Origin of the sequence: Corynebacterium sp. 51B (genome assembly GCF_008930785.1) — a bacterium.
GTDB lineage: Bacteria > Actinomycetota > Actinomycetes > Mycobacteriales > Mycobacteriaceae > Corynebacterium > Corynebacterium megadyptis.
Genome location: NZ_PQMK01000007.1, coordinates 149954 through 174453, shown reverse-complemented (window position 1 = coordinate 174453; position 24500 = coordinate 149954). Strand labels below are relative to the sequence as shown.

The 24500-nt window shown below is 62.2% G+C and carries 23 protein-coding genes, 1 tRNA gene, 1 rRNA gene and 1 CRISPR repeat array (1 of these 26 cut by a window edge); of the genes, 17 read left to right on the top strand and 8 right to left on the bottom strand.

What is annotated here, in order from left to right:
* Together rrf and GBB14_RS09420 are read left to right on the top strand one after the other, a co-directional pair.
* Positions 1-115 (top strand): 5S ribosomal RNA (rrf, locus tag GBB14_RS09425); the annotation flags it as partial.
* 111 nt (positions 116-226) lie between these two features.
* Complete coding sequence (locus GBB14_RS09420) at positions 227-652, top strand: DUF2871 domain-containing protein (protein WP_151529599.1); 426 nt, start codon at positions 227-229, stop codon at positions 650-652.
* Here the strand turns inward: GBB14_RS09420 and GBB14_RS09415 are convergent.
* The 3 genes from GBB14_RS09415 to GBB14_RS09405 are packed head-to-tail and all read right to left on the bottom strand — an operon-like array spanning position 649 to position 2746.
* Positions 649-984, bottom strand: a complete 336-nt coding sequence (locus tag GBB14_RS09415) for a CrcB family protein (protein WP_151529598.1) — start codon at positions 982-984, stop codon at positions 649-651. The two genes, GBB14_RS09420 and GBB14_RS09415, sit on opposite strands and share 4 nt — an antisense overlap.
* Positions 960-1274, bottom strand: coding sequence for a CrcB family protein (locus tag GBB14_RS09410; RefSeq protein ID WP_151529597.1), 315 nt, complete (start codon positions 1272-1274; stop codon positions 960-962). The genes GBB14_RS09415 and GBB14_RS09410 overlap by 25 nt, the downstream gene beginning before the upstream one ends.
* 56 nt (positions 1275-1330) lie before the next feature.
* Positions 1331-2746 carry a sodium:alanine symporter family protein gene (locus tag GBB14_RS09405; protein ID WP_151529596.1) on the bottom strand — a complete coding sequence of 472 codons (1416 nt, stop codon included), beginning with the start codon at positions 2744-2746 and terminating at the stop codon, positions 1331-1333.
* Between the two features lie 311 nt (positions 2747-3057).
* On the opposite strand from GBB14_RS09405, the gene pgm reads away from it, so the two are divergent.
* From pgm to GBB14_RS09385, 4 genes are all read left to right on the top strand, one after another.
* Complete coding sequence (gene pgm / locus GBB14_RS09400; RefSeq protein ID WP_151529595.1) at positions 3058-4713, top strand: phosphoglucomutase (alpha-D-glucose-1,6-bisphosphate-dependent); 1656 nt, start codon at positions 3058-3060, stop codon at positions 4711-4713.
* A 176-nt stretch (positions 4714-4889) separates the two neighbouring features.
* Entirely contained in the window at positions 4890-5384 is a 495-nt protein-coding gene (locus GBB14_RS09395) for a DoxX family protein (RefSeq protein WP_225976689.1), read from the top strand.
* Between the two features lie 62 nt (positions 5385-5446).
* Complete coding sequence (locus tag GBB14_RS09390; protein WP_151529594.1) at positions 5447-6157, top strand: thioredoxin domain-containing protein; 711 nt, start codon at positions 5447-5449, stop codon at positions 6155-6157.
* A gap of 188 nt (positions 6158-6345) precedes the next feature.
* Positions 6346-6418, top strand: a tRNA-Ala gene (locus GBB14_RS09385).
* A 356-nt stretch (positions 6419-6774) separates the two neighbouring features.
* On the opposite strand, the gene GBB14_RS09380 is transcribed toward GBB14_RS09385, so the two are convergent.
* Positions 6775-7509: an Ltp family lipoprotein gene (locus GBB14_RS09380; protein WP_192796200.1), complete on the bottom strand. Its 735-nt coding sequence runs from the start codon at positions 7507-7509 to the stop codon at positions 6775-6777.
* Between the two features lie 679 nt (positions 7510-8188).
* Here GBB14_RS09380 and GBB14_RS09375 point away from each other — a divergent pair.
* Both GBB14_RS09375 and GBB14_RS09370 read left to right on the top strand, forming a co-directional pair.
* Positions 8189-8755 (top strand): TetR/AcrR family transcriptional regulator, encoded by a 567-nt coding sequence (locus GBB14_RS09375; protein WP_151529593.1) that lies wholly within the window; start codon positions 8189-8191, stop codon positions 8753-8755.
* Positions 8756-8814: 59 nt separating this feature from the next.
* Complete coding sequence (locus tag GBB14_RS09370; RefSeq protein WP_151529592.1) at positions 8815-9150, top strand: hypothetical protein; 336 nt, start codon at positions 8815-8817, stop codon at positions 9148-9150.
* Here the strand turns inward: GBB14_RS09370 and GBB14_RS09365 are convergent.
* A complete protein-coding gene (locus GBB14_RS09365; RefSeq protein WP_151529591.1) occupies positions 9147-10415 on the bottom strand; it encodes a hypothetical protein in 1269 nt (422 codons plus the stop codon). The genes GBB14_RS09370 and GBB14_RS09365 overlap by 4 nt on opposite strands.
* A 368-nt stretch (positions 10416-10783) precedes the next feature.
* Between GBB14_RS09365 and GBB14_RS09360 the strand changes: the two genes are divergently transcribed.
* On the top strand, positions 10784-11203 hold the full coding sequence (locus GBB14_RS09360; protein ID WP_151529590.1) for a pyridoxamine 5'-phosphate oxidase family protein: 420 nt from the start codon (positions 10784-10786) through the stop codon (positions 11201-11203).
* Between the two features lie 30 nt (positions 11204-11233).
* Here GBB14_RS09360 and nadE read toward each other — a convergent pair whose 3' ends face one another.
* Positions 11234-12061, bottom strand: a complete 828-nt coding sequence (gene nadE, locus GBB14_RS09355) for an ammonia-dependent NAD(+) synthetase (RefSeq protein ID WP_151529589.1) — start codon at positions 12059-12061, stop codon at positions 11234-11236.
* Between the two features lie 182 nt (positions 12062-12243).
* Here nadE and ykgO point away from each other — a divergent pair, with 182 nt between their 5' ends.
* The 4 genes from ykgO to nrdE all read left to right on the top strand — a co-directional run bounded on the left by ykgO (position 12244) and on the right by nrdE (position 15856).
* A complete protein-coding gene (ykgO, locus tag GBB14_RS09350) occupies positions 12244-12366 on the top strand; it encodes a type B 50S ribosomal protein L36 (protein ID WP_151529588.1) in 123 nt (40 codons plus the stop codon).
* Positions 12367-12766: 400 nt separating this feature from the next.
* Positions 12767-13000: a glutaredoxin-like protein NrdH gene (nrdH, locus tag GBB14_RS09345; protein ID WP_151529587.1), complete on the top strand. Its 234-nt coding sequence runs from the start codon at positions 12767-12769 to the stop codon at positions 12998-13000.
* Positions 13001-13110: 110 nt separating this feature from the next.
* Entirely contained in the window at positions 13111-13569 is a 459-nt protein-coding gene (nrdI, locus tag GBB14_RS09340) for a class Ib ribonucleoside-diphosphate reductase assembly flavoprotein NrdI (RefSeq protein ID WP_151529586.1), read from the top strand.
* A gap of 139 nt (positions 13570-13708) precedes the next feature.
* Positions 13709-15856 carry a class 1b ribonucleoside-diphosphate reductase subunit alpha gene (gene nrdE, locus GBB14_RS09335; protein ID WP_192796202.1) on the top strand — a complete coding sequence of 716 codons (2148 nt, stop codon included), beginning with the start codon at positions 13709-13711 and terminating at the stop codon, positions 15854-15856.
* A gap of 84 nt (positions 15857-15940) precedes the next feature.
* Here the strand turns inward: nrdE and GBB14_RS09330 are convergent, their stop codons facing one another.
* Positions 15941-16354 (bottom strand): hypothetical protein, encoded by a 414-nt coding sequence (locus GBB14_RS09330; protein WP_225976688.1) that lies wholly within the window; start codon positions 16352-16354, stop codon positions 15941-15943.
* A 183-nt stretch (positions 16355-16537) separates the two neighbouring features.
* On the opposite strand from GBB14_RS09330, the gene GBB14_RS09325 reads away from it, so the two are divergent.
* Together GBB14_RS09325 and GBB14_RS09320 are read left to right on the top strand one after the other, a co-directional pair.
* Complete coding sequence (locus GBB14_RS09325; RefSeq protein ID WP_151529583.1) at positions 16538-17302, top strand: hypothetical protein; 765 nt, start codon at positions 16538-16540, stop codon at positions 17300-17302.
* 7 nt (positions 17303-17309) lie between these two features.
* Entirely contained in the window at positions 17310-18926 is a 1617-nt protein-coding gene (locus GBB14_RS09320) for a DNA polymerase Y family protein (RefSeq protein WP_225976687.1), read from the top strand.
* Here GBB14_RS09320 and GBB14_RS09315 read toward each other — a convergent pair.
* Entirely contained in the window at positions 18923-19648 is a 726-nt protein-coding gene (locus GBB14_RS09315; RefSeq protein ID WP_151529581.1) for a hypothetical protein, read from the bottom strand. The genes GBB14_RS09320 and GBB14_RS09315 overlap by 4 nt on opposite strands.
* 139 nt (positions 19649-19787) lie before the next feature.
* Here GBB14_RS09315 and GBB14_RS09310 point away from each other — a divergent pair, with 139 nt between their 5' ends.
* The gene (locus tag GBB14_RS09310; RefSeq protein WP_151529580.1) at positions 19788-20744 is read left to right on the top strand and encodes a sucrase ferredoxin; all 957 of its coding nucleotides are present in this window, start codon (positions 19788-19790) and stop codon (positions 20742-20744) included.
* A 43-nt stretch (positions 20745-20787) separates the two neighbouring features.
* Positions 20788-23727: an FAD-binding and (Fe-S)-binding domain-containing protein gene (locus tag GBB14_RS09305; protein WP_151529579.1), complete on the top strand. Its 2940-nt coding sequence runs from the start codon at positions 20788-20790 to the stop codon at positions 23725-23727.
* A gap of 141 nt (positions 23728-23868) precedes the next feature.
* A CRISPR array of direct repeats spans positions 23869-24500; the repeat unit is 36 nt; unit sequence GCTGGGGTTCAGTTCGATATACCCCTGATAGACTTC (it continues 685 nt past the right edge of the window).

Sequence of the window (24500 nt, the reverse complement as noted above, 5' to 3'; positions counted from 1 at the left end):
CGGTGGTTATAGCATCGGGGACACGCCCGGTCCCATTCCGAACCCGGAAGCTAAGCCCGACAGCGCTGATGGTACTGCACCCGGGAGGGTGTGGGAGAGTAAGTCACCGCCGACCTAAAACTTCACAGTGCAACATATATAAGGATGTGATAGGTAAGAACAGAGTATTCTCTGCTTACCTATCACATCCTTTTTTGCATGCCCGCATCAATTAGACTGAGAGGCTATGCGAAAACTCTCAACTCTAGCTGCTGTCTACCTCGGTATCGGGCTGATCGCCGGGGTCTACTACCGCGAGTTCACCCGCTTTCACAACTACAGCGGCGACACCCAACTCTCCACCGTGCACACCCATGCGCTGGTACTCGGCGTGATTCTGCCACTGGTCCTCATCGCTTTAAGCGCGGCACTGGATATTGATACCCATAAGCGCTTCCCGGCGTTTTTCCTCAGCTACACGGTGGCGCTGACGTGGATGATTACCCACATGCTGGTGAAGGGAAGCTGGCAAGTGCTTCACCCCGGCGAGGAGTACTCGGCGGCGCTGGCCGGCATCTCCGGTATCGGGCATATCCTAATGTCGGTCGCCCTAGTGCTGCTGCTGATTATCGTGCGGCAGCGAGTGCGTGTATTCCAGCGCACCCGGCGCTAGAACACAACCGCGCCCGCCCACCACGCGAGCGCGCCCACGCCGAGATTACTCCCGAGTGTGAGAGCCGCGAGTCTCCAGTTCTTGTCCTGGAGGCTGGCGGCTATTTCTTTAGCCAGAGTGGACCAGGTAGACAGCGCCCCGGCGATCCCGGTGCCCAGGATGAGCAGCAACCAATCGGCGAGGGGAGCATCGATGACCACCCCGAGCAGGAAGGTCGCGGCCGCATTCGCCACGAGCGTTCCCCAGGGGCTACGCAGGTGGGTTGCGAGCCAGGCACGGCTCATGCCGCCGAGAAAGGCGCCGGTGGCTAGCGTGATGGCGTCGATAAGCATGAGCCCCTCAATCCCACATAGGCGCTAGCCACGCACACCACGACGGTGAGCAGGGCGTAGCGGATGTCCAGGGTGGCGATCGCCATATAGGCGCTAAAGGAAGTAAAACCGCCGCAGAAGCCCGTGGTCCAGAACACGGAGGCGCCGCGGCGGGTGAGCACGCCTAGGGCATAGGAGCCGAGGGCATTGATGAGCAGGAGTGTCCACAGGGAGTCGAATCCGCCGAGGAGAACCCAGCGGCTCACTGCTCCCAGCGCGGCTCCCGCGCCGGCGAATACATAAAAGGTCATAACACTTCTAGAAGCGTAGTCGAAGTGTTATGACCTGAGGGGCGTGCGGTGGGTGTTTAAGACCAGTCGAGTTTGGAGTCGATGCGGAATTGGCGCACCTGCTCGTCGGTGGCCTTGAGCTTCGGGTCGAAGCGCAGATAGGCGGTGGTCTCGCGGACGATGAGGCCGGAGAGAATGAGGATACCGATGAGGTTCGGCAGGGCCATGAGGCCGTTGGCGATATCGGAGATCGTCCACACCACCTCGAGCTGGCTGACGGCGCCAATAAAGACGACCACGGTGAAGATCATGCGGTAGGGCAGAGAGCCGCGCCAGCCCACCAGGGACTCCACGCAGCGCTCGCCATAGTAGGACCACGCGATGATGGTGGAGAAGGCGAAGAAGGCGACGGAGACGTTGACGATGGTGCCCGCCCACTGGCCCGGCAGGGCGGTCTCGAAGGCGCGGGCCGTCATGTTGCCGGCCTCATCCTTGCCGAGCGTCCACACGCCGGTGGTGATGATCGCGAGGCCGGTGAAGGTGACCACGATGATGGTGTCAATGAAGGTCTGGGTCATCGACACCAGCGCCTGGCGCACGGGGTGGTTGGTCTTTGCCGCGCCCGCAGCGATAGCGGCGGAACCCATACCGGACTCATTGGAGAAGATGCCGCGGGCCACACCCATTTGCAGTACCACCAGGATGCCGGAGCCCACGAAACCGCCGGTGGCGGCGGTGCCGGTGAAGGCGTCGCCAAAGACCTGCAGCAGGGCGTTGGGGATCTCATTGACGTTGATCACCAGCACGGTGACCGCGCCCACGATGTAGATGATGATCATCAGCGGCACGAAGGCGGAGGTGACGCGGCCAATGGCCTGAATACCGCCCAGCAGCACCGTGCCGACGAGCACGAACATGCCGATACCGGTGACCATGGGATCAATATCGAAGCTGTCTTGCAGGCCCGTGGCCACGGCATTCGCCTGAGTGAGGTTGCCGATACCGAAGGAGGCGATGATGGCGAAGAAAGCGAAGAGGAAGGCCAGGATCTTACCCACCGGACCCTTGATGCCGCGCTTGAGATACTGCTGCGGGCCGCCGGATTGGCCGCCCTTCTCATCGGTGACGCGGAAGCGCACGCCGAGGAAGGCCTCGGAGTACTTCGACACCATGCCCACCAGGCCGGTCATCCACATCCAGAACAGGGCGCCTGGGCCGCCGATCGAGAGCGCGGTGGCCACGCCGACGATATTGCCCACGCCCACCGTGGCGGCGAGCGCCGTGGTGAGGGCCTGGTAGTTACTGATGTCTCCCTCGCCCTCTTCGCCCTTGTCATAGAGCCCGTGGCGCAGTGCGACGCCCAGCTTGCGGAACTGCAACCCGGCGAGGCGGATCGTCATAAACAAGCCCGTGCCCAGCAACAGGGGAATCAGCAGGAAGGGGCCCCACACGAAGCCGCCGATTGTGCTGAGAATGTCCAGCAATGAGTCCATTGTTCTTCCTTCGGTCGAACGTGAGCAGCGTAGCGGCGCCATCGTGCGTGAGCACACAAGCTGAGGGCGCCTTAAGTGTGCTCAGCATACTCCTCATGTGTGTCCTAGGTAACTCAAATGCGTGTTTTTCTGCATACTGCACAGATTCGGGGGTGCTGGGTGGGCCGCGGGGCCAGTGGTAGTGGGGCAGGAGGGCGGCGTCGATAAGCGTGGGCACCAATGTGGGGCAGGCCGCTGCGCGATCGACGAAAAGGGAGGATGATGGAAGTGATAGTTCACTTCTAACGACAACCAAGGAGACTGATTTCCCTATGGTTCATGAGCGCGCGGGCACGGTCGCCCTCGACTCCGATCTCATTGATATCGCTGAGCTGGTCGCCGCCTACTACACGCGAATCCCTGACGCCTCCGACCCGGATCAGCAGGTGGTGTTCGGAACCTCCGGTCACCGCGGCTCGTCGCTGAACACGGCCTTCAACGAGTACCACATTCTGGCCACCACCCAGGCCATCGTGGACTACCGCGTCAAGGAGAAGATCAACGGCCCGGTATTCATCGGCCGCGATACCCACGCGCTGTCCGAGCCGGCCATGCTGTCCGCACTCGAGGTGCTGCTGGCGAATGACGTGGATGTGCTTGTCGACGCCGCGGGGCGCTACACCCCCACCCCGGCAGTCAGCCACGCCATCTTGCGCCACAACCGGAGCCTGAGCGGCGGCGTGACGGGCACGGACCCGAAGCGCGCCGACGGCATCGTGATCACCCCCTCGCACAACCCGCCGCGCGATGGTGGCTTCAAGTACAACCCTCCCAATGGTGGCCCCGCCGATACCGGCGCCACCGACTGGATCGCCCAGCGCGCCAATGAGCTGCTCGCCCAGGACCTGCAGGGGGTCAAGCGCACCCCTGTGAGCGGTGTGCTGGATGAGCGCGCCGGCACCTATGACTACCTGAACACTTATATCGACGATCTGCCGAACGTGGTGGATCTCGCGGCCATCAAGAATTCCGGTCTGCGGATCGGCGCCGACCCGATGGGCGGGGCCTCCGTGGACTATTGGGGAGTGATTGCCGAGAAGCACGGGCTGGATCTCACCGTGGTGAATCCGCGCGTGGACGCCACCTGGCGCTTCATGACTCTCGACGCCGATGGGGCGATCCGCATGGACTGCTCCTCGCCCTATTCCATGGCCTCCTTGGTGCACAACCGCGACAAGTTCGACATCGCCACCGGCAATGACGCCGACGCCGACCGCCACGGCATCGTCACCCCCGATGCCGGGCTGATGAACCCCAACCACTATCTCGCGGTGGCCATCGACTATCTCTTCGCGCACCGCCCCCACTGGGCGAAGGACACCGCTGTGGGCAAGACCCTGGTGTCCTCCTCCATGATCGACCGCGTGGTCGCCGAGCTTGGCCGCACCCTCGTGGAGGTGCCGGTGGGCTTCAAGTGGTTTGTGCCCGGCCTCATCAATGGCTCCGTCGGCTTCGGCGGCGAGGAATCCGCCGGCGCCTCCTTCCTGCGCCACGACGGCACCGTGTGGTCCACCGACAAGGACGGCATTATCCTGGATCTGCTCGCCTCCGAGATCACCGCCGTCACCGGCAAGACCCCCTCGCAGCGCTATGCCGAACTGGCCGAAACCTATGGCGCGCCCTCCTATGCGCGCACCGATGCGCCGGCCAACCGCGAGCAAAAGGCCGTGCTGAAGAAGCTCTCCCCAGAGGATGTCACCGCCACCGAGCTCGCCGGCGAGCCCATCACCAATAAGCTCACCGACGCCCCTGGCAATGGCGCCGCCATCGGCGGGCTGAAGGTGACCACCGAATCCGCCTGGTTCGCTGCCCGCCCCTCGGGCACGGAGGACAAGTACAAGATCTACGCCGAGTCCTTCCAAGGCGAGGAGCACCTGAAGAAGGTCCAGGCCGAGGCACAAGCCCTCGTCTCGGAGGTCCTAGGCTAAGCGGCCGCTTATCGACGCCGCCACGCAGCGCATCACCCACCAGATCGCGCTCTGCGCGTCGGCTGGTGGGTGAGTGCGTCTGACCCACCCCTGCCAGCTGTCAAAATGCTGTGAATCCCCTTGAAAGTGACCGACATGGTTTTATTCACGCGGGGTGCTTTAGTAACTTCAAGGCTGTGACCACCACTCAACACCAGCCCGCGCCGCGTCGAGGAATACAGGGACTGATCAGCACGCCACTTGTGGGCGCGCTCGCCCGCCTCGCCCTGGCCGGTATCTGGATTGTCAGTGGGGCAACCAAAATCTCCGACCCCGTAGCCTCCTCCCAAGCAGTACATGCCTATGAGCTGGTGGGGTGGGAGATGGGTAACTTTATCGGCGTGGCCCTGCCCGCCGTCGAGTTGATCCTCGGGATCATGCTGCTTATCGGCCTCTTCCTGCGCCCCGCCGCTGTGCTCTCCGCGCTGCTGTTTGCGGTGTTCATCATAGGCATCGCCTCTGCGTGGGCCCGTGGTCTCAGCATTGACTGCGGCTGTTTCGGCGGCGGTGGGGTAGATGCCAGCGTCACGGGCACGACCTATGCGCTGGAGATCCTGCGCGATCTGGCCTTTATTGCCCTGGCGGCGATCGTATGGATCAACCCCTTCCGCCGCTGGGCGCTTTACCCTTAAGTTTTCTCCTCTCGGGGCAATCACCCGAGAGCACCACCCAATGTGAAAGATGAGACCTCTTCGTGAGCAACAAAATTAAGAACCCTAACGACAAGGGATCCGGATTCCTCTGGGCGCTCGTGGCGCTATTGGTTGTTATCGCTGTGGTTGTTGGCTACATCGTGGTCCAAGGCCGCAGCGAGAAGAAGGCGGAGATCGCGGCGAACACCGTGAACACCTCCATCAACTTGGAGATCAAAGACAACGCCATCCGTCTCACGAGCGACAAGACCAGCACGGATGCCGCCGAGGTAGACCTCTACGAGGACTACTCTTGCCCGCACTGCGCTGACCTTGCCAAGGCCACCGATGAGGATATGCTCAAGGCCATTGAGGACGGCACCCTCGTGGTGAATATCCGTTCCCTGAACTTCCTCGACCGCGGTAACGATGGCCCCTCGTCAAAGGCCGCGACCTCGGCCTACACCCTCGCTAAGGCCGGCAAAGCCAATGAGTACTGGAACTTCCGTTCGCATCTGATGAATAACCAGGACGCGATGTATTCCTGGGAACCGGATCAGTTCGCTGCCGCTGCTGGAGAAGTAGGGGCCGACAAGAGCCTGCGTGATGCCATCTCGAAGCAATCGGAGCGCGGCGACTATGAAGAAATTAGTACCGCCAACGCCACCAAGCTCGAGGAGGAGACTGGCAAGGTCTCCAGTCCACACGTTCTCCACAACGGCGAGGATCTGCTGCCCAACGACAATTGGGTGAAGGACCTCGTGGGCAAGTAGCCTGAGGCTTCAACAGCACCCTTAGTAGGCAAGGCGGCACAGTGATGTGCCGCCTTGTGGCGTTGTGGGCGCTGAGCAGGGCCGTGGGGCTCTGGGGCTTGGGCGCTTCTGGGTACTTCTGGAAAACAGGTCCTGAACAGCTGATTTGCTTAAGATGAACGGGGCTGTGTAAGTTATAGAGCGTCCGAGGGGCTATGGCGCAGCTGGTAGCGCACCACACTGGCAGTGTGGGGGTCACGGGTTCGAATCCCGTTAGCTCCACTTGATACGAAAACCCTGTTCCCTTTTGGGAACAGGGTTTTTTCGTGTTCTCAGGTGCTTAGCTGCACTGACTAGTGGTGGTGGCTTCCTAGGTGGATGATGCTGGGGTCGATTCCCAGCGGGAGTCATGGCTAACGATTCAACCGATCACACCCCAGAGAAGACGTGCCGGACGGTCGCCAGCCCGTGTTCAACCCCGCTCACGCCGAAGCTATGGGGGCTGCGAGCGGCTCCACCAACGCTGGCGACTCGCTGCATCCGGCAGCTAACGGCAACGGGAGGAGCAGCAGCGAGAGACCGATCAGGGGCGTCGCTGCTGCACAGAGACGGAGCAGCACGGGGTGCTGCTAGTCCTGTTAATCCTGCAGGTTATCCACGGCGTACTGGGCCTGCTCGGGGGTGAACTTCTCGCCGTACTCGCTGATGAGCTGCTCATACACCTGGTCGCGGGACATGGCCATGTCGGTGTAGTACACCTCAGCTTTCTTCAGCGCAGCCTGGTTGTAGTCTGCGTCGAGATTATCCACGGCCCACTGAGCTGCCTCGGGCGGGAAGTTCTCTCCATATTCGGAGGTGAGCTGGTCGTAGATGCCGGCCTTCGACATGTGCTGCATGGAGTAGTAGAGCTCAGCCTTCTTCAGGGCGTTCCTGTACTCTCGTGGCACATCCTGCTCCGCGGAGTTGTCCTCAGCTGCGGGCTGCTCCGCTGGCGGCGCGGCGGGTGCCGCTTCCGCGGGAGCTTGATCGTCCGCTGCGGCCTCCGTGGCCGTCTCCCCCTGCGTGCTTTCTTCCGCCGCGGAGCTGGACTTCGAGGAATCTGCAGTGGTGTCGCTATCGCCATCGGAGAACATGGCGGAGCAGGCGCCAAGGAGGATGAACACCGCAGCGACGATCCCGCCCCAGAACAGGCATCCTTTCTTCTTTTTCTGCGGCTGCTGCGGCGGGAAGGGCGGCTGGCCTTGGTAGGGCTGCCCCGCATAAGGCTGCCCCGGCTGGCCATTCTGCGGGAACTCGCCATACTGCGGCTGCCCGCCTTGGGGATCATTGCCGTTCTGGGGCTCCTGCCCGTTGTGAGGGAACTGGTTGGTCACGGTCTGTGCACTACCTTTCGTAGATCAGTGGCCTAGAGGCCGGAGGGTGACACCGTGTGTCGATGAGGTAGACGGTGCATACCGACACCGGTGGCGAGAATGGGGGTGCTGATCGCAGGAGGAATGAATAAGGGGAGGCGATCAGCGGGGAATTGTTTGGCACCGCGTAAATGCTGCGGTATTCAGGGATATTCGACTATAGGATTCTCTTTCTTCTCTTCACTGCTGTTAAGAGTGATACAAACATGCGGCCTGGACACCGTTTGTCGAATGCGTCGAACATCCCAGTTCAGCGCTAGTATTTCATCGAACACCACGGATGTATGGGCGCATGTTTTCTGGCCCCTCCATCGCCCTTATGTGCACCGCGCGTAGTTGTGCGCTCCCCGCCGGCCCGAACCCCGCCCGCATCACCAACCCACGCCCCACCGACACCGAGAACACAGCGAGCACAGAGCCGAGTCCCCAGCGTGCCGTGTGCGAGGCTCTCTTTTTGGGCTTCTATGGTGAATGATGGAGGATAAGTGCGTGCGTCCAGATTCTCAGGGTGGGGCTATCGGCTAGCCACGGATGGCCCAGCGTTAATTATCTGGTCCTGAAGCCGGACATATGCGGCCGCAGTGGATGCTGAAGATCCACGACTAGCTGTGGAGTCCGAGGAGAAGAAAGCGAGCCCCTCATGCGAGCAGATGCCCAAGCGAACCGTGAAGCCATTGTGATGGCGGCCCAAACCCTCTTCCAAGAGGAGGGTATTGACGTGTCTTTTCGGCGAATCGCCACCGAAGCCGATGTGGGGGTGGCCACGGTGCACCGCAATTTCCCGGATCGGCGGGTCCTCGTTAATGCCGTCACCGAGCGCGTCACCGCACAGGCACACGATATTGTGCGGGCCCACGAACATAGCTGGAACGAGGATCCATGGCAGAACTGGAATGATGTCATCCTCGAGCTGGTGCGGTTGGGGATTACCCCGCTGGCCGAGCAGATCTCGCGCTTTGCGTATGACGAGAACCTCCTGGCTGAAATCGTGGAGCAGCGGCGGACGGCGATCAGCGAGGTCTTTGCCGGCCTCTTAGATAAGGCGCGGCGACACCGCTTCATTCCCGCGGATGTCACTCCCATCCGCTTCGCCGTAGGCATCGGCATGATCTCTCGCGAGCTGCCCGCCGTGGGGCGGCAGTTGGTGGATGATCAACAGGAATGGTTTGCGCGTGTCTACCTCGAGGGGTTGCGCTCGCTGGCCTAATAAACACACAACACAGCCCGCCACCCCATGCGGGGAGACGGGCTGGGAAGGAGGCCGCTATGCACTGGATACCGCTCGCCACGGCCCTCGGGGTGCTCATCACCGGAATGATCACGGTGTTTAGCACCGGCGGGGGAGCGCTTGTCGCGGCGGTGGCCGCGGGTAGCTCCGCGCTCTGCGGGGCGTGGGCGGTGGCTCACCTGCGTGTGGCGCGAGGGATGCTCAGCGGCTACACGGCGGTGGCTTTCGTAGCGCTAGCTGGGCTTGGATTAGGCCTTGTTGGTGAGGGGAACGCGGCCCGAGTGGCCCACGTGGTGTGGGCGCTGGCTGCGGGAACCTTGTGTGTGCTCGCAGCCAGCGTGGCGGTGTATCACCCGCGAGCGCTGCGTCGTTAAGCCTTAGAGTCCTGCTGCTCGGCGCTATCGTCCTCGTCCTCGATCTCGGTACGCTCCTCATCGGCCACGGTAGCGAGTAGCTTCTCGTTATCGGCGTTGGAGCGGTCGAGCTCGTGGTTGAGCTCGAGGGAGTGATCATCATAGGTTTTCGGGTTGATATACGCGCGGGTGAGCTGGCGAATGCGGTGGCGGCGCTGCTTCTCACCAGTGATGAGGTGCGACCAGCGGATGCGCCAGATCACGAAGATCACGCCGATCACCATGCCGATATAGCCCAGGATCGGGAAGATGATCTGGATGAGCGGGCCGAAGCCGATGAGGCTGATCGCCCAGCTGATGCCCAGAATCACCAGCAGGTTCACCCACTGCGGGGTGGGGGTGGCCACCTGGATGCGGCGGGAGAAGGCATAGACATCGCCGAGGGCGGTGTTGAAGATCATCACCAGAATCAGCAGCGACAAGCCATAGCCGGCCACGGGGTGAATGTTGGTGACGATCGCCGCCATCGGAATGTCCTTGCCGGCGGCAGTGTCCACATTGAAGAACAGCACGATGGTTTCCAGCACCAAGATCACGGTGAGGATCATTCCGCCCAGCATGCCGCCGACGGCCACGGCCTTGAGCTTGGTGTAGGAGCCGCCGATCACCAGCGACATACCCACCGCGCAAATCAGGGACATGCCGGCGTAGTTCATGGCCGACCACCACCACGGCTTCACGGGAGTGGGCTCATTAAGTGCGATCTCATTGGCGGCCTCGAAGGAGAAGCCCTCGGGGATATTGGCGATGGTGTAGATGAATAGCACGACGATGGCCACGATCATCAACGGGGTGACAGCGCCAATCACGCTGGAGACGCGCACCGGGTTGAGGAAGCAGACAAAGTAGACGATCACGGCCATAATCAACGAGCCCAGCCAGGAGGGCACGCCGAAAGACTGCTCGAAGGTGGAGCCTGCACCGGCGAGCATCATCATGCCCATGGTGGCCATGGTGATGGATACGGCCACATCCAAAATCCACGACACGCGCGGGTGGGCCACATTCTTAAATACGGCGCCGTGTTCATCGGCGAGGAAGAAACTGCCGATTTGGAGGATGACGGCGCTCACTACGATGAGGATGACGCCGGTGAGTACGAGCGCCCAGATTCCGGTTCCGGTGCCAAAGGAGACAAAGTATTGCATCATCTCCTTACCGGTGGCGAAGCCCGCCCCCACGAGTAGTCCGACAAAGGCCATGGCGATTGCCATGCTCTGTTTCATGGTGTGTTGCCCCTTAGGGATATATGTAAGGTCAGGTAACGTCCCGCCCCATCTTTCCATGAATGTGGTTGTTCTTCTAACGCGCTTCAATGCATACAGCGCTTATCGACGCCGCCTCCGCCACGCGTCCGATCCGCCGGAGCTACCCCAAAATGGTGGTTGGGCCGCGTTGTTCGGTGAATATCCTCACAGTTGCCAGAGCCGATGGGTGGGGCACAGGCGCGGCGGCGGGCTCGTGCATTGCCGCAGCTGGGGGCATATATGTGAGCTGGCCTGTGGGGTGATGCTGTGGGGGACGGCGATGTGGGAGGCCCACGTGTGAGCTGGCTCGCCCACCAGTGCTGGCTGGGAGTGGGACAATGGGGCCTATGGCTGACAATGATGTTGTGAAAATTCTTAACGAAGACGAGTGCCTAGAGAAGCTCGGTACCCAGCAATTGGGCCGTGTCGTGGTGCGCCGCAAGGATGAGATGGACATCTTCCCCGTGAACTATGTGGTGGACGATGGCTGTATCTATATTCGCACCGCGCAGGGCAATAAGCTCTTCTCGCTCTTCGTCAATCCCGATGTGCTCTTTGAGGTGGACTACTTCACCGAGGAGCGCGCCTGGTCCGTGGTGATTCAAGGCACCGCCGAGGTACTCGACCGCCAAGAGGATATCGACTACGCCGAGGGGCTGAACCTGAAGCCGTGGCTGCCTACGCTGAAGTACAACTTCGTACGTATTACCCCGCAGCAGCTCAACGGCCGTGCGTTCCGGCTCGGTGAGGAGCCGGAGCGCTACTAGCTCAGGGCTGCGGCGCCACTAGCCGCGCGACTAGCTGCGCCACCAGCCATCGGTATAGGTGGCGGGCAGCGCCCGCTTATGGCGGCCGCGCTGCCACAGCTGCTCGATGCGCTCGCGGGCGGCATCGTTAATAGTTTTGCCCTCGAGGTAGTCGTCGATATCGCTATAGCGCACCCCCAGTGCGTCCTCATCTGCGAGGAGCGGGCGATCATCTTCGAGATCGGCGGTGGGCACCTTAGTCCAGGTGCTCTCGGGGGCGCCTAGTTCTGCGAGCAGCGCGGCGCCTTGGCGCTTATTCAGCCCCCAGAGGGGGAGGAGATCGGCGGCGCCATCGCCGAACTTGGTGAAGAATCCGGTGACATTTTCTGCCGCGTGATCCGTGCCCACAACCAGCAGGTTGCGCTCGCCGGCGATGGCGTACTGCATCACCATTCGTTCCCGGGCCTTAACATTGCCGCGGTGAAAATCGCTCATGCTGGTCTGCTCGAGGGCCTGGGCCACGCCGTCTTCCACCATGTCAGTGGCGGGCTTAATATTGACGCGCAGCTCGTGGTCGGGGTGGATGAAGCGCATGGCCACATCCACATCAGCCTCGTCCGCTTGCCGGTCATAGGGCAGGCGCACGGCATAAAACTCGGCCCCATGGCCGGCGGCGCGGCGCTTCTCCACGGCGAGTTGGGCGAGCTTGCCCGCCAGCGTGGAATCCTGTCCGCCGGAGATACCAAGCACGAAGCCGGCTAGCCCAGTGGCCGCTAGGTAGTCGCAGAGAAAATCCACGCGGCGGGTGAGCTCTGCGGCGGGGTCGATGGTGGGGTGGACGTCGAGGTGGTCGATGATCTGAGCTTGGAGTGTCTGCATGCGGCCGATAGTAGTCTCGTACCGTAGTCGGCGGCATTTTGTACAATGCTGTGCCGGTGGTCTATGATAATCGTTCGTGTCATTGAACCCCGTGAATGCTCTGCACTCACGTTGCGGTTCGGCAGGGCGCCCACGGTGGGCGACCCTTAGAACTTATAAGCGCTAATAGAAAGGAGCGCCCGATGAAGGTCCGCAAGTCGCTTCGGTCGCTGAAGAACAAGCCGGGCGCCCAGGTTGTGCGTCGTCGTGGCAAGGTGTACGTCCTGAACAAGAAGGACCCCCGCTTCAAGGCTCGCCAGGGCTAATCCTGTAGGTCCTTGGTTTGTCAGTCTACCCAGATACACCGCCTGTCCTTACGCAGTGAGGATAGGCGGTGTTTTTTGTTGGTGGGCGGGAATAGATCCCAGAATATAACGATTCGATAACGACGCTCCTGCGGTTTTAGCATTCTCCCAAGACGGGTAAAGACAGAATTACTTTTGGTGGCGAACGTGTCTCGCCAGATGTAGTGCTTACATGGATGTCATCTTGGGAATTTCCAGCGTGTAACTACTACATATTGTGCTCTTGCGGTAAATGGATACTACGTATAGTGTCTAGTTCAGCAGCTCACCACAAGGTCCTCACTTGCTGGTGACACCACGTACCACCGCAGCACCCCTTTGACTGCGATTCATTCCCCAAGCAATAAGGATTACTCCGACGATGGCTATCACCCTCTACACCAAGCCCGCCTGCATGCAGTGCAACGCCACGAAGAAGGCTCTCGACCGTGCCGGTCTGGAGTACTCGCTCGTGGACATCAGCATGGACAGCGAGGCGCTCGATTATGTGATGGCTCTCGGCTACGTTCAGGCGCCCGTCGTGGTGGCTGATGGAGAGCACTGGTCAGGCTTCCGCCCTGAGCGCATTCGCACGCTCAGCGCCCAGGTTGCCTAGCCGCTTATCGCTTGCGGATAGTAAAGGGCCACTCGTAGTAGTTACACAGTACGAACGAGTGGTCCTGTTTCTATTGGCCCACCTAGATACCAGGATTCGGCAGGCGCATCATGCTTGTAGTGTATTTTTCCTCCGCGACGGGGAATACGAAAAAATTCGTCGATAAGCTCGGGTTTCCCGCGCGCAGGATTCCGCTTCGTAAAAATGACGAGCCGCTCATCGTGCATGAGCCTTATGTGTTGATCTGCCCTACCTACGGCGGTGGGGTCTCCATTATGGGCCGCGAGCCTAAACCAGTCCCCGTGCAGGTAATTCGCTTTCTCAACAATGACCACAACCGCTCGCTTATCCGAGCCGTGATCGCCGGCGGGAACTCAAACTTTGGAACAGATTTTGGGACGGCAGGGAATGTTATTGCCGCTAAATGCCATGTGCCCTATGTGTATCGTTTCGAGCTCATGGGGACTGATGAGGATGTGCGCCTCGTACAAGAGGGGCTCAGGGAGAACGCCGAACAGCTTGGCCTGCGGCCGGTATCCCAGCACGCGGAGAATGCCAGCGGCTTCTAGAGTCAGTGTTCTAGGATGACTAGAGCCGAAGCCGTCACCGCGTAGAGACAAAAACAACAACAGTAACCACAGGTTGGCGCCGCTTAAGGCGCACAACCGAAATTTCAAGATGTAAAGGAAATGATCGACTGTGGCCGAGATGGGAAAGAATGTCGCCGAACCGGTGCGCAAGGCGGATCAGCTGGATTATCACGCGCTCAACGCGATGTTGAATCTGTACGACGATGAAGGCAAGATCCAGTTCGATAAGGATCGTGAGGCGGCTAACCAGTTCTTCCTGCAGCACGTCAACCAGAACACCGTCTTTTTCCACAACCTCCGGGAAAAGCTGGATTATCTGCTGGACAATGACTACTACGAGAAGCATGTGCTGGATAAGTGGGACTTCCCCTTTGTGAAGTCCCTGTTCAAGCGGGCCTATGCGAAGCGCTTCCGCTTCGAGACCTTCCTCGGGGCCTATAAGTACTACACCAGCTACACCCTCACCACCTTCGATGGACGGCGCTATCTCGAGCGCTTCGAGGACCGCGTGTGCATGGTGGCACTGACGCTCGCCGATGGCGATGAGCGCCTCGCCGAGATGCTGGTGGATGAGATCATGGGTGGCCGCTTCCAGCCCGCCACCCCGACCTTCCTCAACTCCGGTAAAGCCCAGCGCGGCGAGCCGGTGTCCTGCTTCCTGCTGCGCATCGAAGACAACATGGAATCGATCGGCCGCGCCATTAACTCCGCGCTGCAGCTATCCAAGCGCGGTGGCGGCGTGGCATTGCTGCTCTCGAACCTGCGTGAGCAGGGCGCACCGATTAAGAAGATCGAAAACCAGTCCTCTGGCGTGGTGCCGGTGATGAAGCTGCTGGAGGATTCCTTCTCCTATGCCAACCAGCTGGGTGCCCGGCAGGGTGCCGGCGCCGTGTACCTGCACGCCCACCACCCAGACATCATGCGCTTTTTGGACACCAAGCGAGAGAACGCAGATGAGAAGATCCGCATTAAGACTCTCTCGCTCGGTGTGGTGATCCCCGATATCACCTTCGAGCTGGCGAAGAAGAACGATGACATGTACCTCTTCTCGCCCTATGACGTGGAGCGGGTCTATGGCAAGCCCTTTGCCGATGTTCCCATCAGTGAGCACTACGCAGAGATGGTGGAGGATCCCCGGATCCGCAAGACCAAGATCAACGCGCGCCAGTTCTTCCAGACGCTCGCCGAGATCCAGTTTGAGTCCGGCTATCCCTACATCATGTTCGAGGACACGGTGAATGAGGCCAACCCCATCGAGGGCCGCATCACCCACTCGAACCTGTGCTCTGAGATCCTGCAGATCTCTACCGCCTCGGAGTTCAACGATGATCTGTCCTATTCCCACATTGGCGAGGATATTTCCTGCAACTTGGGCTCGTTAAACATCGCCAAGACCATGGACTCCCCGGACTTCTCGGCCACCATCGAGGCCGCTATCCGCGGGCTGACGGCGGTGTCCGAGCAGACCGCGATCGACTCGGTGCCGTCGATCCGTAAGGGAAATGACAACGCCCACGCTATCGGCCTCGGCCAGATGAACCTGCACGGCTTTTTGGGCCGCGAGCGCATCCATTACGGCTCCGAGGAGGCTTTAGACTTCACCAACGCCTACTTCGCCGCGGTGATGTACGAGTGCATTAAGGCCTCCAACCAGATCGCGAAGGAGCGTGGCAAGCACTTCACCAAGTTCGAAACCTCCGACTACGCCACCGGCGAGTTCTTCGACCGCTATGATCCGGCCGAGTTCGCGCCCCGCACCGAGCGGGTGAAGGAGATCTTCGCCAACTCCACCATCCACACCCCCACCGCAGAGGAGTGGGCGGAGCTGAAGGAATCGGTGGCCACCTACGGCATGTTTAACCGCTATCTGCAGGCGGTGCCGCCGACGGGCTCGATCTCGTATATCAACAACTCCACCTCTTCGATCCACCCGATCGCTTCCAAGGTGGAGATCCGCAAGGAAGGCAAGATTGGTCGCGTCTACTACCCGGCGCCGTATATGACCAATGACAATCTGGACTACTACCAGGACGCCTATGAGGTCGGTTTCGAGAAGATTATCGATACCTACGCGGTGGCTACCAAGTACGTGGACCAGGGCCTCTCGCTCACGCTGTTCTTCAAGGACACCGCCACCACCCGCGATATCAACCGCGCCCAGATCTACGCCTGGCGCAAGGGCATTAAGACGGTCTACTACATCCGGCTGCGCCAAACCGCGCTCACCGGCACTGAAGTGCAGGGTTGTGTGAGCTGCATGCTCTAGCCCCTGCGCGCCTCGCGCCGTCTTTGCTGACAGCCTCATCCCGCACGGGGTGGGGCTGTTCGGCTTTATGGGGGCGACTAAAGCCTAGGCGGTGTCCGCTCGATCCACGTAGGCGAGCATCCGCGTGCCATCCACATGCGGAAATACCAGCCACATCCAGCCCCAGACGGCGAGGGCGAGCAGGGCGGTGGCCCAGAGGGCAGCTGGCGCGAGCACGGGGGCGAGCATCAGCGCCAGCCACACCGGAAAGAGCGGCATGAGCATGCTGGCGCGGGCGCGGTACTCAAAGCCGCGCGCTTCGAGATACTCGCGGATGCGCCGCCGATAGGGGTGGGTATAAATCAGCATGATGCCGAGCGCGATGCACACCACCATGATCGCCACCTGTATCCCGCGCGGCAGGGAGGTAGTCAGCACAGCCACGCCCAGACCAAAGAGCACAGAGGTGCCCAAGCGCACCGGTGCAGGCGTGGGTATCGGGTTGGGAAGAGAACGCACTTCGCTTATCGACGGCATACCCCTAGGTTATCGAGCGCCCCAGACGGCAGGGGAGCAGGGGGTGATAGCAGCATGGTTGACGCGGACTCAAGCGCGGTGTTTACTAGCACTAGTAAGAACGAGTGTTCGATACGCGAGGGTGTCGACAAGTTTTGTGGCGACGCGCACGAGGGGGTGGATGCCGTGAGTTCCTGCAGCGAGCAGCGCGCCGATCTGAGTGTGCTCAGCCGCGAACAGAAGGTGGCCGCCCTGCGCGCCCAGCTGGTGAGTATTGCCGGCGGAGAAGCCGCCCGACCTGCTGAAGTGGCAAGCGGTGTAGAGGAGGAAATGGCAGGTAGTGTGCGCCTTCCGCAGGTGCTCGCGGGGGCTATAGCTGGCGGCGGTCTGCCGCGCCGGGGGATTACCTTGGCCAGTGACTGTCCGGCATTGGTGGTGTCCTTAGTGGCCTATGTCAGCGCCCAGGGGCAGCGGGTGGCGTTCGTTGGCTGGGAGGATCTGCTGCTCGCCGAGGTACTCGAAGAGGGAGGGCTATTAGAAAATATCATCGTTGTCCGTGGCGCGGGTGAGGACACAATACAGATCGCCGCCGTGCTTGCCGAGGGCATGGACGTGGTGGTGGCCTATCTTCCCGCACTGCACCACGTGGGGGCCGCCGCGGAGCGGGCGCTGCGGGCGAAGCTGCGCCGCGGAGACTGCGCCGTGATGCTGATCGGCGGTCCACAGCTGGTGGCGAATGCGGAGCTGCGGCTAGGCGCTACCCCGCAGCGTTTTCATGGCATGGATATGACAGGCCGCGGGCGCATTACCGGAGTGGATATTGCGGTGCAGATACAGCAGCGGGGACTGCCTGCGCGCACAGTGCATTATGAGCTGCGCGGTGCGGCGCCTGCTGCGGAGTCCGCCGCGGCGGTGGGCGAGCCAGAGATAGTGCAGTTGCAGGTGATCTAGAGTGCGGGTGCTGGCACTGTGGTACCCCGACTGGCCGGCGCAGGTGGTCTCTCGCGTCACGGACAGCGGGCCGGATGTGCCCGTGATCGTGCACCACGAGCAGCGGGTATGGGTGGTCAACCAGGCGGGGCGTCGCCGTGGGGTGGCGCGGGGCATGCGGCTGCGCGCCGCCCAGATGATCTGCCCCGAGGCAGTCACCGCGGCGCGAGACGATACCGCGGATGGGGAGGCCTTCGCGGTGATCGTGGAAGCGCTCTTCCAGGTGGCGGCCACCGTGGAGGTGCTGCGCCCCGGGCTGGTGCTGGTGGCGGCGGATAGCCTGGCCCGCTACTACGGTACAGAGGATCACGCGATGGATCTGGCGATGACGGCTGCCGCAGAACAGGGCGTCGACCTGCGCATGGGGGTGGCCGATGAGCTGGCAACGGCGATTATCGCCGCCCGCAGTAGCCGTCTCGGCGCGGTGGTGCCCGCAGGTGGCAGTCGTGCATTCCTCAAGCAGGTGGGGCTGAGCGCCGTCGGCGCCGAACCCAGTCTGGGAGTAGGGGAGGAGCTGGTGGGCCAGCTGGCGGAGATGGGGGTGCGTAGCTGTGGCGAGATGCTGGAGCTGCCGCGCGCGGCGGTGGCCACGCGATTCTCCCGCGCTGGGATGCGGCTCTATGCAATCTGTGCGGCCGATAGCTCGCGGCGCTTAGCGCCCGCAGAGGAGAACACGCGGGGAGAGGCCGTGGTGTATGTCCCCGAGGAGCCTCTGCTGCGGGTGGACCAGGCGGCCTTTATCGCTCGCTCCCTTGCGGCGCGCCTGCACGAGCGCCTCGCCGCGGCGGGCCGAGTATGCGTGCAGCTGGCGATTCGTGCCACCGTGGATGATGGCGCCAGCCAGTGCGCGCTGGAAAGGGTATGGCGCACCTTCGCCCCCTTGGATGAGGCGGCCACCGCCGACAGGGTGCGCTGGCAGCTGGGCGGGTGGATCACCCACCGGCAGCAGCACCCCCAGGGGGAGGAGGAAGAGCCTGTCGGCGGGATCGTGGAGCTCGAGCTCATCCCTCTGGAGACGGAACAACCAGGAGCGGATGCCGGGCTATGGGAGGCGCTCGGTGATACGGCGCAGCGGACTGAGTGGGCCGAGAAAGTCATCACCCGCGTGCAGTCGCGCTATGGCAGCGATACGGTGCTGCGTCCCTTCGATCATGGCGGGCGCGGGGTGGTAGAGCGCATCGGCTATGTGAGCAATGGGGAGCGCGTTCCCGAAGCCGATACGGGCAGCTGGCCGGGGCGGCTGGCTGCGCCGTTGCCAGCCCGGCGCAGCCCCGGATGGAATCATCCGGCCAGCAAGATCGGGCTTTATGATGCCGCTGGGGAGCCAGTGACCCTCGCAGAGGATCTGCTGCTTAGTGCCACACCGCAGACGGTGGTGTGGGGCTCGCGGCGGCTGCGCGTGAACGGCTGGGCTGGGCCCTGGCCGGTGGACGAGCAGTGGTGGTCGGCCGCGCCCGCACCCGGCGTCGGCATCCACCCCGCGCACGCCCGGCTACAGCTCACGGCCACTGATCCCCGCCGTGTCTATGGCTGGGTGCTGGTGTGGGTGCGCGGCTCGTGGCGGATTGAGGCCAGCTATGTCTAGGCCTGGTGGGCGATATCGATCACTACCCGCGCCGGGTTTTCCAGCACCGTGACAGAGAAGGGGCGTTGGCCGCCGCTGAGGCCGATCACGAATTGGGTGCGGGCCTCGAAGGTGCCGGCGTCCAGCACCTCTTGCACGATGCCCTTGCCGGAGGTGTTGCTCCATTCCAGCGGCGCGAAGTCCTTGCCGAACTCCATCGGATAGGCGGTGCCGGTGAGATCCACCTGGAGATAGGTATCGCCGGCGACCTCGAGGACGCGGCCGCTAGCCTGCTGCAGCGGCTGTGCCTCATAGACGGCGCGCCAGCCTGGGGTGCTGCCCTTTTCCACGTCGAGATCAATAACAACGCGGTCGAAGTTCTTATGGCGACCCACGCGCACCGCGGTGGGGAGCACCTTGCCGGTGCCAGTGCCCCATTCCTCGCTGGAGGTATTTTCGGCGATGCTGAGCTCACCGAGGGGAGTAATTCCTGGGTCCTCGTTCACCGGCTCCCGATCCTCCGAGTCATATTCCGCCGGCAGGGTAGTGGAAGAGGTGATGGTCTCCGTGGAACGGGTAGTGGAGGTTTCTTCGGAGGTAGTCACCGAGACACTGGGGTCTGTGGCGCTATCGCCCCCGCCGGGGGAGCAGCCAGCCATCGTGAGCGAGGTCGCCAGCGCCACGCACGTCAGGGCGCGGGCATAGGGGCGGGAAAGTACACGAGCATAAGCGATGTTATTCATATCTTAATCTTACTAATTTGCTTAACGAGTGTGGCCGCGTTGAGCTGGGCGCAGCGGATGGGCAGGAGGGTGGCGTCGATAAGAGCGCAGGCGCCGCGTGGTGAGCGACAGGACGATATATCCCACTAAGCTGAATCTCATGACTGAGCGTGAAGCCCCCGAGATTCCCACCGATGGCCGTTTGTCCTGCGAGCCGGAGCAACCGTCCTGTTCAGAGCTGAAAGAGGAGCCCATCGAGGGCACGGCCAAGGCGGGGCAGAAGTTTGTGCTTTTCGAACACCACCAAGGTTGGAGCCGCGATGTACTCGATGGAGGCACTTTTGGCGGGGAGCTCAGTGGCAAGCTCACGTACTTCTTCGGGATGCATAACGCCTCCTTCCAGCTCATTCGCCCAGCAGGAAGGCCGAAGCCGCGCGAGCGCTATCGCGTGTTCATCATTTTCACCGGTAATGGACTCCAGCAGCCCGTGGTAGAGCGGCTAGAGGTGAGCTGCCCGCAGGATCTTTTAGAGCTCAACCTCGATACGCCGCTGGCCAATGGTGGGGAGAAAGTGACGCACCCGCTGGTGCTGGTGTGCACCCATGGCAAGCGCGATAAGTGCTGTGCGATTAAGGGCCGGCCCCTCGCTGCGGAATTAGCGGAGCGCGCCGAGGAGGAATGGGTATGGGAAACCTCGCACATGAAGGGGCATCGCTTCGCCGCCACCCTCATGCTCATGCCCTGGGGCTATTCCTATGCTTATATGGGCACCGAGCATGCCGTAGCCATGCTGGAGTCGGTGCAGCGCGGGGAGCTCTACCTGCCGCAGCTGCGCGGTCGGGGCTGTTTCGACCCCGCTGGGCAGGTGGCCGAGATTCTCGTGGCGCGCAGCTATGGCAGCCCCGAGATCGGGTCGCTCTATGTGGAGGGCGTGGACCTAGGCGGGGAGAAGAACCCCGAGAAAACGGTGCGGGAGGTGAGCCTGCCCGATGGCTCCAGCTATCACGTGTTCTTAGAGCGCCGGCCGGCAGGGGAGATGATCCCATCCTGTGGAAAACCGGCGAAAAAGGCCCACAAGTGGGTGGGGCGCGTGCGGCGAGTCGTGGCGGAAAGCTAGAAAAAAGTCACGGGTGATGGGATGCCAGCATAGGCTGGTGTCTATGCCCGCACTCTTTCAGAAAAAGTCAGCCAATATCGGAGTACCGCCCCAGCCGGAGGGGGCCGAGTACCCGGATCATTTTCCCGAAGAGCTCGCCGAGGGCAGCCCGCAGCAGCTGCGGGAGGACCTCGAAGCACTGCTCGGGACGCGCAATGTGCACGCCCGCGCCCTCGACTTGGTGCGCTATGCCACCGATGCCAGCCCCTATCGGCGCTTCCCCCAGATCGTGGCCAGCCCCAGCAGTGAGCAGGAGATTGCGGATATCTTTGCCTATGCGCAGCAGAATCACCGCACCGTGACCTTCCGCTCCGGCGGGTCCTCGCTCAATGGCCAGGCCCAATCCGATGACATTCTGCTGGATGTGCGGGAGAACTTCCGCGGGCTCGTGGTGCACCCCGAATCCGTGACGGTGCGCCCCGGCGAGGCCCTCGGCGGAGTGCAGAATGTGCTTGCCCGCTACGGGCGGGTGCTGGGCCCGGACCCGGCGTCGGCAAGCGTGGCGACGATCGGCGGCGTGCTGGCGAATAATGCCGGCGGTATGCGCTGCAGTCTGGAAAAGGACTCCTATCACAGCGTGCAGGGGTTAAAGATCGTGTTGCCGAGCGGCACCATCATCGATACCCGCCTGCCCGATGCGGAGGACACACTGTGGCAGCGGGAGCCGGAGCTTGCCCAAGGGCTCATCGAGCTGCGGGATGAGATCCGCGCCGACGAGACCTTGGTGGCGCGGCTGCGCACGAAGTTCTCCATCCGCAACACCATTGGTCTGCGCCTAGATGCCTTCCTCGACGCCGATACCGCCAGCGGTATCCTCACCAAGCTGATGATCGGCTCCGAGGGGATTCTCGGCTTCATCGCGGAAGCCGATATCGCCACCCTGCCCAAGCCGCGCTATACCGCCGTCACCTGGGTAACCCTGCCCAGCCTGGAGCTTGCCGCGGACTATGTGCACCGCCTCATGGAGGCCGGTGCCCTAGCCTGTGAGCTGCTCGTTTCCCCAGTATTGAAGGGCTCGGTCGGCTCCTTTAAGGGTGCCCACGATGAGTGGGCATCGCTTGACGACGACGCCTCGGCGCTGCTCCTCGAGGTGGGCGGAACCACAGAGGAGGAGCGCGACGCGGCCGTGGCTGCGGCACGGGCCGTGCTGGCCGATGCGGAACTAATCTCCCCGCTGCACTTCATGGAGGACGCCATCGACCAAGCCAATGCCTGGGAGATTCGCTCCGGCCTGATGCCGCTGCTCGGGCACCAGCGCCCGCAAAACTCCTCGCTGATTACCGAGGACGTGTGCTTCCCGCCGGCACGCATCGGCGAGGCCGCCAAAGACCTCATGGAGCTGCTGCGCGAATACAACTATCCGCCCTCGGTGATGGGGCATGCCGCCTTCGGTAACCTGCACTTTTTCATGACCCCCTCCTTCGGCTCCTCGGAGGAAGTACGCCGCTATGACCAGTTCATCGAAGAGATGACGAAGCTGGTGCTCAATAAATACGATGGCTCCCTCAAAGCCGAGCACGGCACCGGGTTGAACATGGCCCCGCTCGTGGAGCGCGAATGGGGACCCCAAGCCTTCGACCTGATGTGGCGGGTGAAGCGACTGATCGACCCCACCGGCATCCTCGCCCCCGATGTGCAGCTCACCAGCAACGCCGAGGTGCACCTCCAAGACTTCAAGTCCACCCCCGCCATTGAGGCGATCGCCAATGCCTGCATCGAATGCGGCTTCTGCGAGGAAGTCTGCCCCTCCCGGCACGTCACCACCACCCCGCGCCAGCGGATCGTGCTGCGCCGCGAGATGGCCCGGCAGCCCGCCGGCTCCCAGATGCTCGGGGCGCTCATCGACGAGTACGGCTACGACGCCATCGACATGTGCGCTGCGGACTCTAGCTGCGCCATCGCCTGCCCGCTGCGCATCGACACCGGCAAGATGATGAAACTCTTCCGCGAGCTGGAAAACGGCCAGATCGCCAACCGCGTGGCACTCATCCTGGCCAAGAACTGGGTGGCCGTGGAGACCGCTGCCCGCAGCGGCCTGAGCGCCCAGGACGCACTCAAGAAAGTGGTGGGGGAGAAACTCGGCGCCCGCTCCGTGTCCATCGCCACCGGAATGCTGCGCTCCTTCATGGACAATGATCTCGTGCCCTCCGCCGAACACGGCCTACCCGGCGGGGCAGCCGCACTGCCTGCAGGGGATGATCCGGCCGAGGCGGATGCTGTGTACTTCCCCGCCTGCGTGAACCGCATGTTTGGCCGCTCCGGGGAAGGGCACTCCCTCCCCGAAACTCTGCTCGCGCTCTCTCAGCGCGCCGGGCAGAAGGTGGCGATCCCCCAAGATGTGGCCGGTACCTGCTGCACCACGCCGTTTAGCTCCAAGGGCTTTCACGATGCCAAAACCTATATGGCGCGCCACACCGCCGAGAAACTATGGGAATGGTCCCGCCACGGCGCCATCCCCGTGATTGTGGACGCCTCCAGCTGCACCCACGGCATCCTCTCCGGCATCCCCGAGTGCCTCGACGGCGAGCTCGCCGAGAACTTCGCCCAGATCGAGATCCTCGATTCCACCCAATGGGCCGCCCGGCTGATCGAGCACCTTGAACCCACCCGCCGCCTTGGGCGGGTGGCCGTGCACCCGAACTGCTCGCTGGCCCACATGGAACTCAGCGACACCCTCGTGCGCGTCGCCAGTTTCGCCGCCGAGGAGGCCTTCGTGCCCCGCGGCGCCGGCTGCTGCGGCACCGCCGGCGACCGCGGCATGCTCCACCCCGAGCTTCTCGACGCCGCCACCCGCGACGAGCGCGCCGGGCTGGCCGAGGCCGAAGCCAATGGGCGCGTGGACGCCTATGTGTCCTCCAACCGCACCTGCGAGCTGGGCATGGAGCAAATCACTGGGCGGAGCTATGAGCACGTGCTGTACCTGTTGGAGGAGGCGACGCGGTAGGTCGCGATGCGGTGATCCTGCAGAAAGCCACAGGCTTGTGGTTGTAGGATCATCGCAGCACAGGACGTGGAAAACGGTACTGCCGTTAAGCGTGATGCAGCGCCATAGGCTTTAACCGAGACCGCCACCATGCCCATTTTCGCTGGGGTTCAGTTCGATATACCCCTGATAGACTTCCCCCTCGGCCGTATCCCACGCTGCAGTGGCTGGGGTTCAGTTCGATATACCCCTGATAGACTTCCTCTCCGGAATACACCTCTGACGCCGCTGCTGGGGTTCAGTTCGATATACCCCTGATAGACTTCGCGGCGCCGGTGGACACTCCCACACCCAGCTGGGGTTCAGTTCGATATACCCCTGATAGACTTCCGCCGCCCCAGCGTGCACGTCCTCGACCGCTGGGGTTCAGTTCGATATACCCCTGATAGACTTCCCCGCGCGAAGCACCGTATCCCGTCTAAGCTGGGGTTCAGTTCGATATACCCCTGATAGACTTCCCATGAGTGGAAGTTCTACGGCTGGGATGCTGGGGTTCAGTTCGATATACCCCTGATAGACTTCTGGATCGGCATTCGCCCAGCCCGATGACGCTGGGGTTCAGTTCGATATACCCCTGATAGACTTCGTGCTTGGTGCGTGAGCCCCGCTACAGTGCTGGGGTTCAGTTCGATATACCCCTGATAGACTTCCCCACGCTCGACGCCCTACTAGATGTAGGCTGGGGTTCAGTTCGATATACCCCTGATAGACTTCTTGTCTCGCCACGTGAGACG

Coding starts and splice junctions, on each gene's coding strand:
- GBB14_RS09420 (WP_151529599.1), top strand. CDS start 227: ATGCGAAAACTCTCAACTCTAGCTGCTGTCTACCTCGGTATCGGGCTG.
- GBB14_RS09415 (WP_151529598.1), bottom strand. CDS start 984: ATGCTTATCGACGCCATCACGCTAGCCACCGGCGCCTTTCTCGGCGGC.
- GBB14_RS09410 (WP_151529597.1), bottom strand. CDS start 1,274: ATGACCTTTTATGTATTCGCCGGCGCGGGAGCCGCGCTGGGAGCAGTG.
- GBB14_RS09405 (WP_151529596.1), bottom strand. CDS start 2,746: ATGGACTCATTGCTGGACATTCTCAGCACAATCGGCGGCTTCGTGTGG.
- pgm (WP_151529595.1), top strand. CDS start 3,058: ATGGTTCATGAGCGCGCGGGCACGGTCGCCCTCGACTCCGATCTCATT.
- GBB14_RS09375 (WP_151529593.1), top strand. CDS start 8,189: ATGCGAGCAGATGCCCAAGCGAACCGTGAAGCCATTGTGATGGCGGCC.
- GBB14_RS09370 (WP_151529592.1), top strand. CDS start 8,815: ATGCACTGGATACCGCTCGCCACGGCCCTCGGGGTGCTCATCACCGGA.
- GBB14_RS09365 (WP_151529591.1), bottom strand. CDS start 10,415: ATGAAACAGAGCATGGCAATCGCCATGGCCTTTGTCGGACTACTCGTG.
- GBB14_RS09360 (WP_151529590.1), top strand. CDS start 10,784: ATGGCTGACAATGATGTTGTGAAAATTCTTAACGAAGACGAGTGCCTA.
- nadE (WP_151529589.1), bottom strand. CDS start 12,061: ATGCAGACACTCCAAGCTCAGATCATCGACCACCTCGACGTCCACCCC.
- ykgO (WP_151529588.1), top strand. CDS start 12,244: ATGAAGGTCCGCAAGTCGCTTCGGTCGCTGAAGAACAAGCCGGGCGCC.
- nrdH (WP_151529587.1), top strand. CDS start 12,767: ATGGCTATCACCCTCTACACCAAGCCCGCCTGCATGCAGTGCAACGCC.
- nrdI (WP_151529586.1), top strand. CDS start 13,111: ATGCTTGTAGTGTATTTTTCCTCCGCGACGGGGAATACGAAAAAATTC.
- nrdE (WP_192796202.1), top strand. CDS start 13,709: ATGGGAAAGAATGTCGCCGAACCGGTGCGCAAGGCGGATCAGCTGGAT.
- GBB14_RS09315 (WP_151529581.1), bottom strand. CDS start 19,648: ATGAATAACATCGCTTATGCTCGTGTACTTTCCCGCCCCTATGCCCGC.
- GBB14_RS09310 (WP_151529580.1), top strand. CDS start 19,788: ATGACTGAGCGTGAAGCCCCCGAGATTCCCACCGATGGCCGTTTGTCC.
- GBB14_RS09305 (WP_151529579.1), top strand. CDS start 20,788: ATGCCCGCACTCTTTCAGAAAAAGTCAGCCAATATCGGAGTACCGCCC.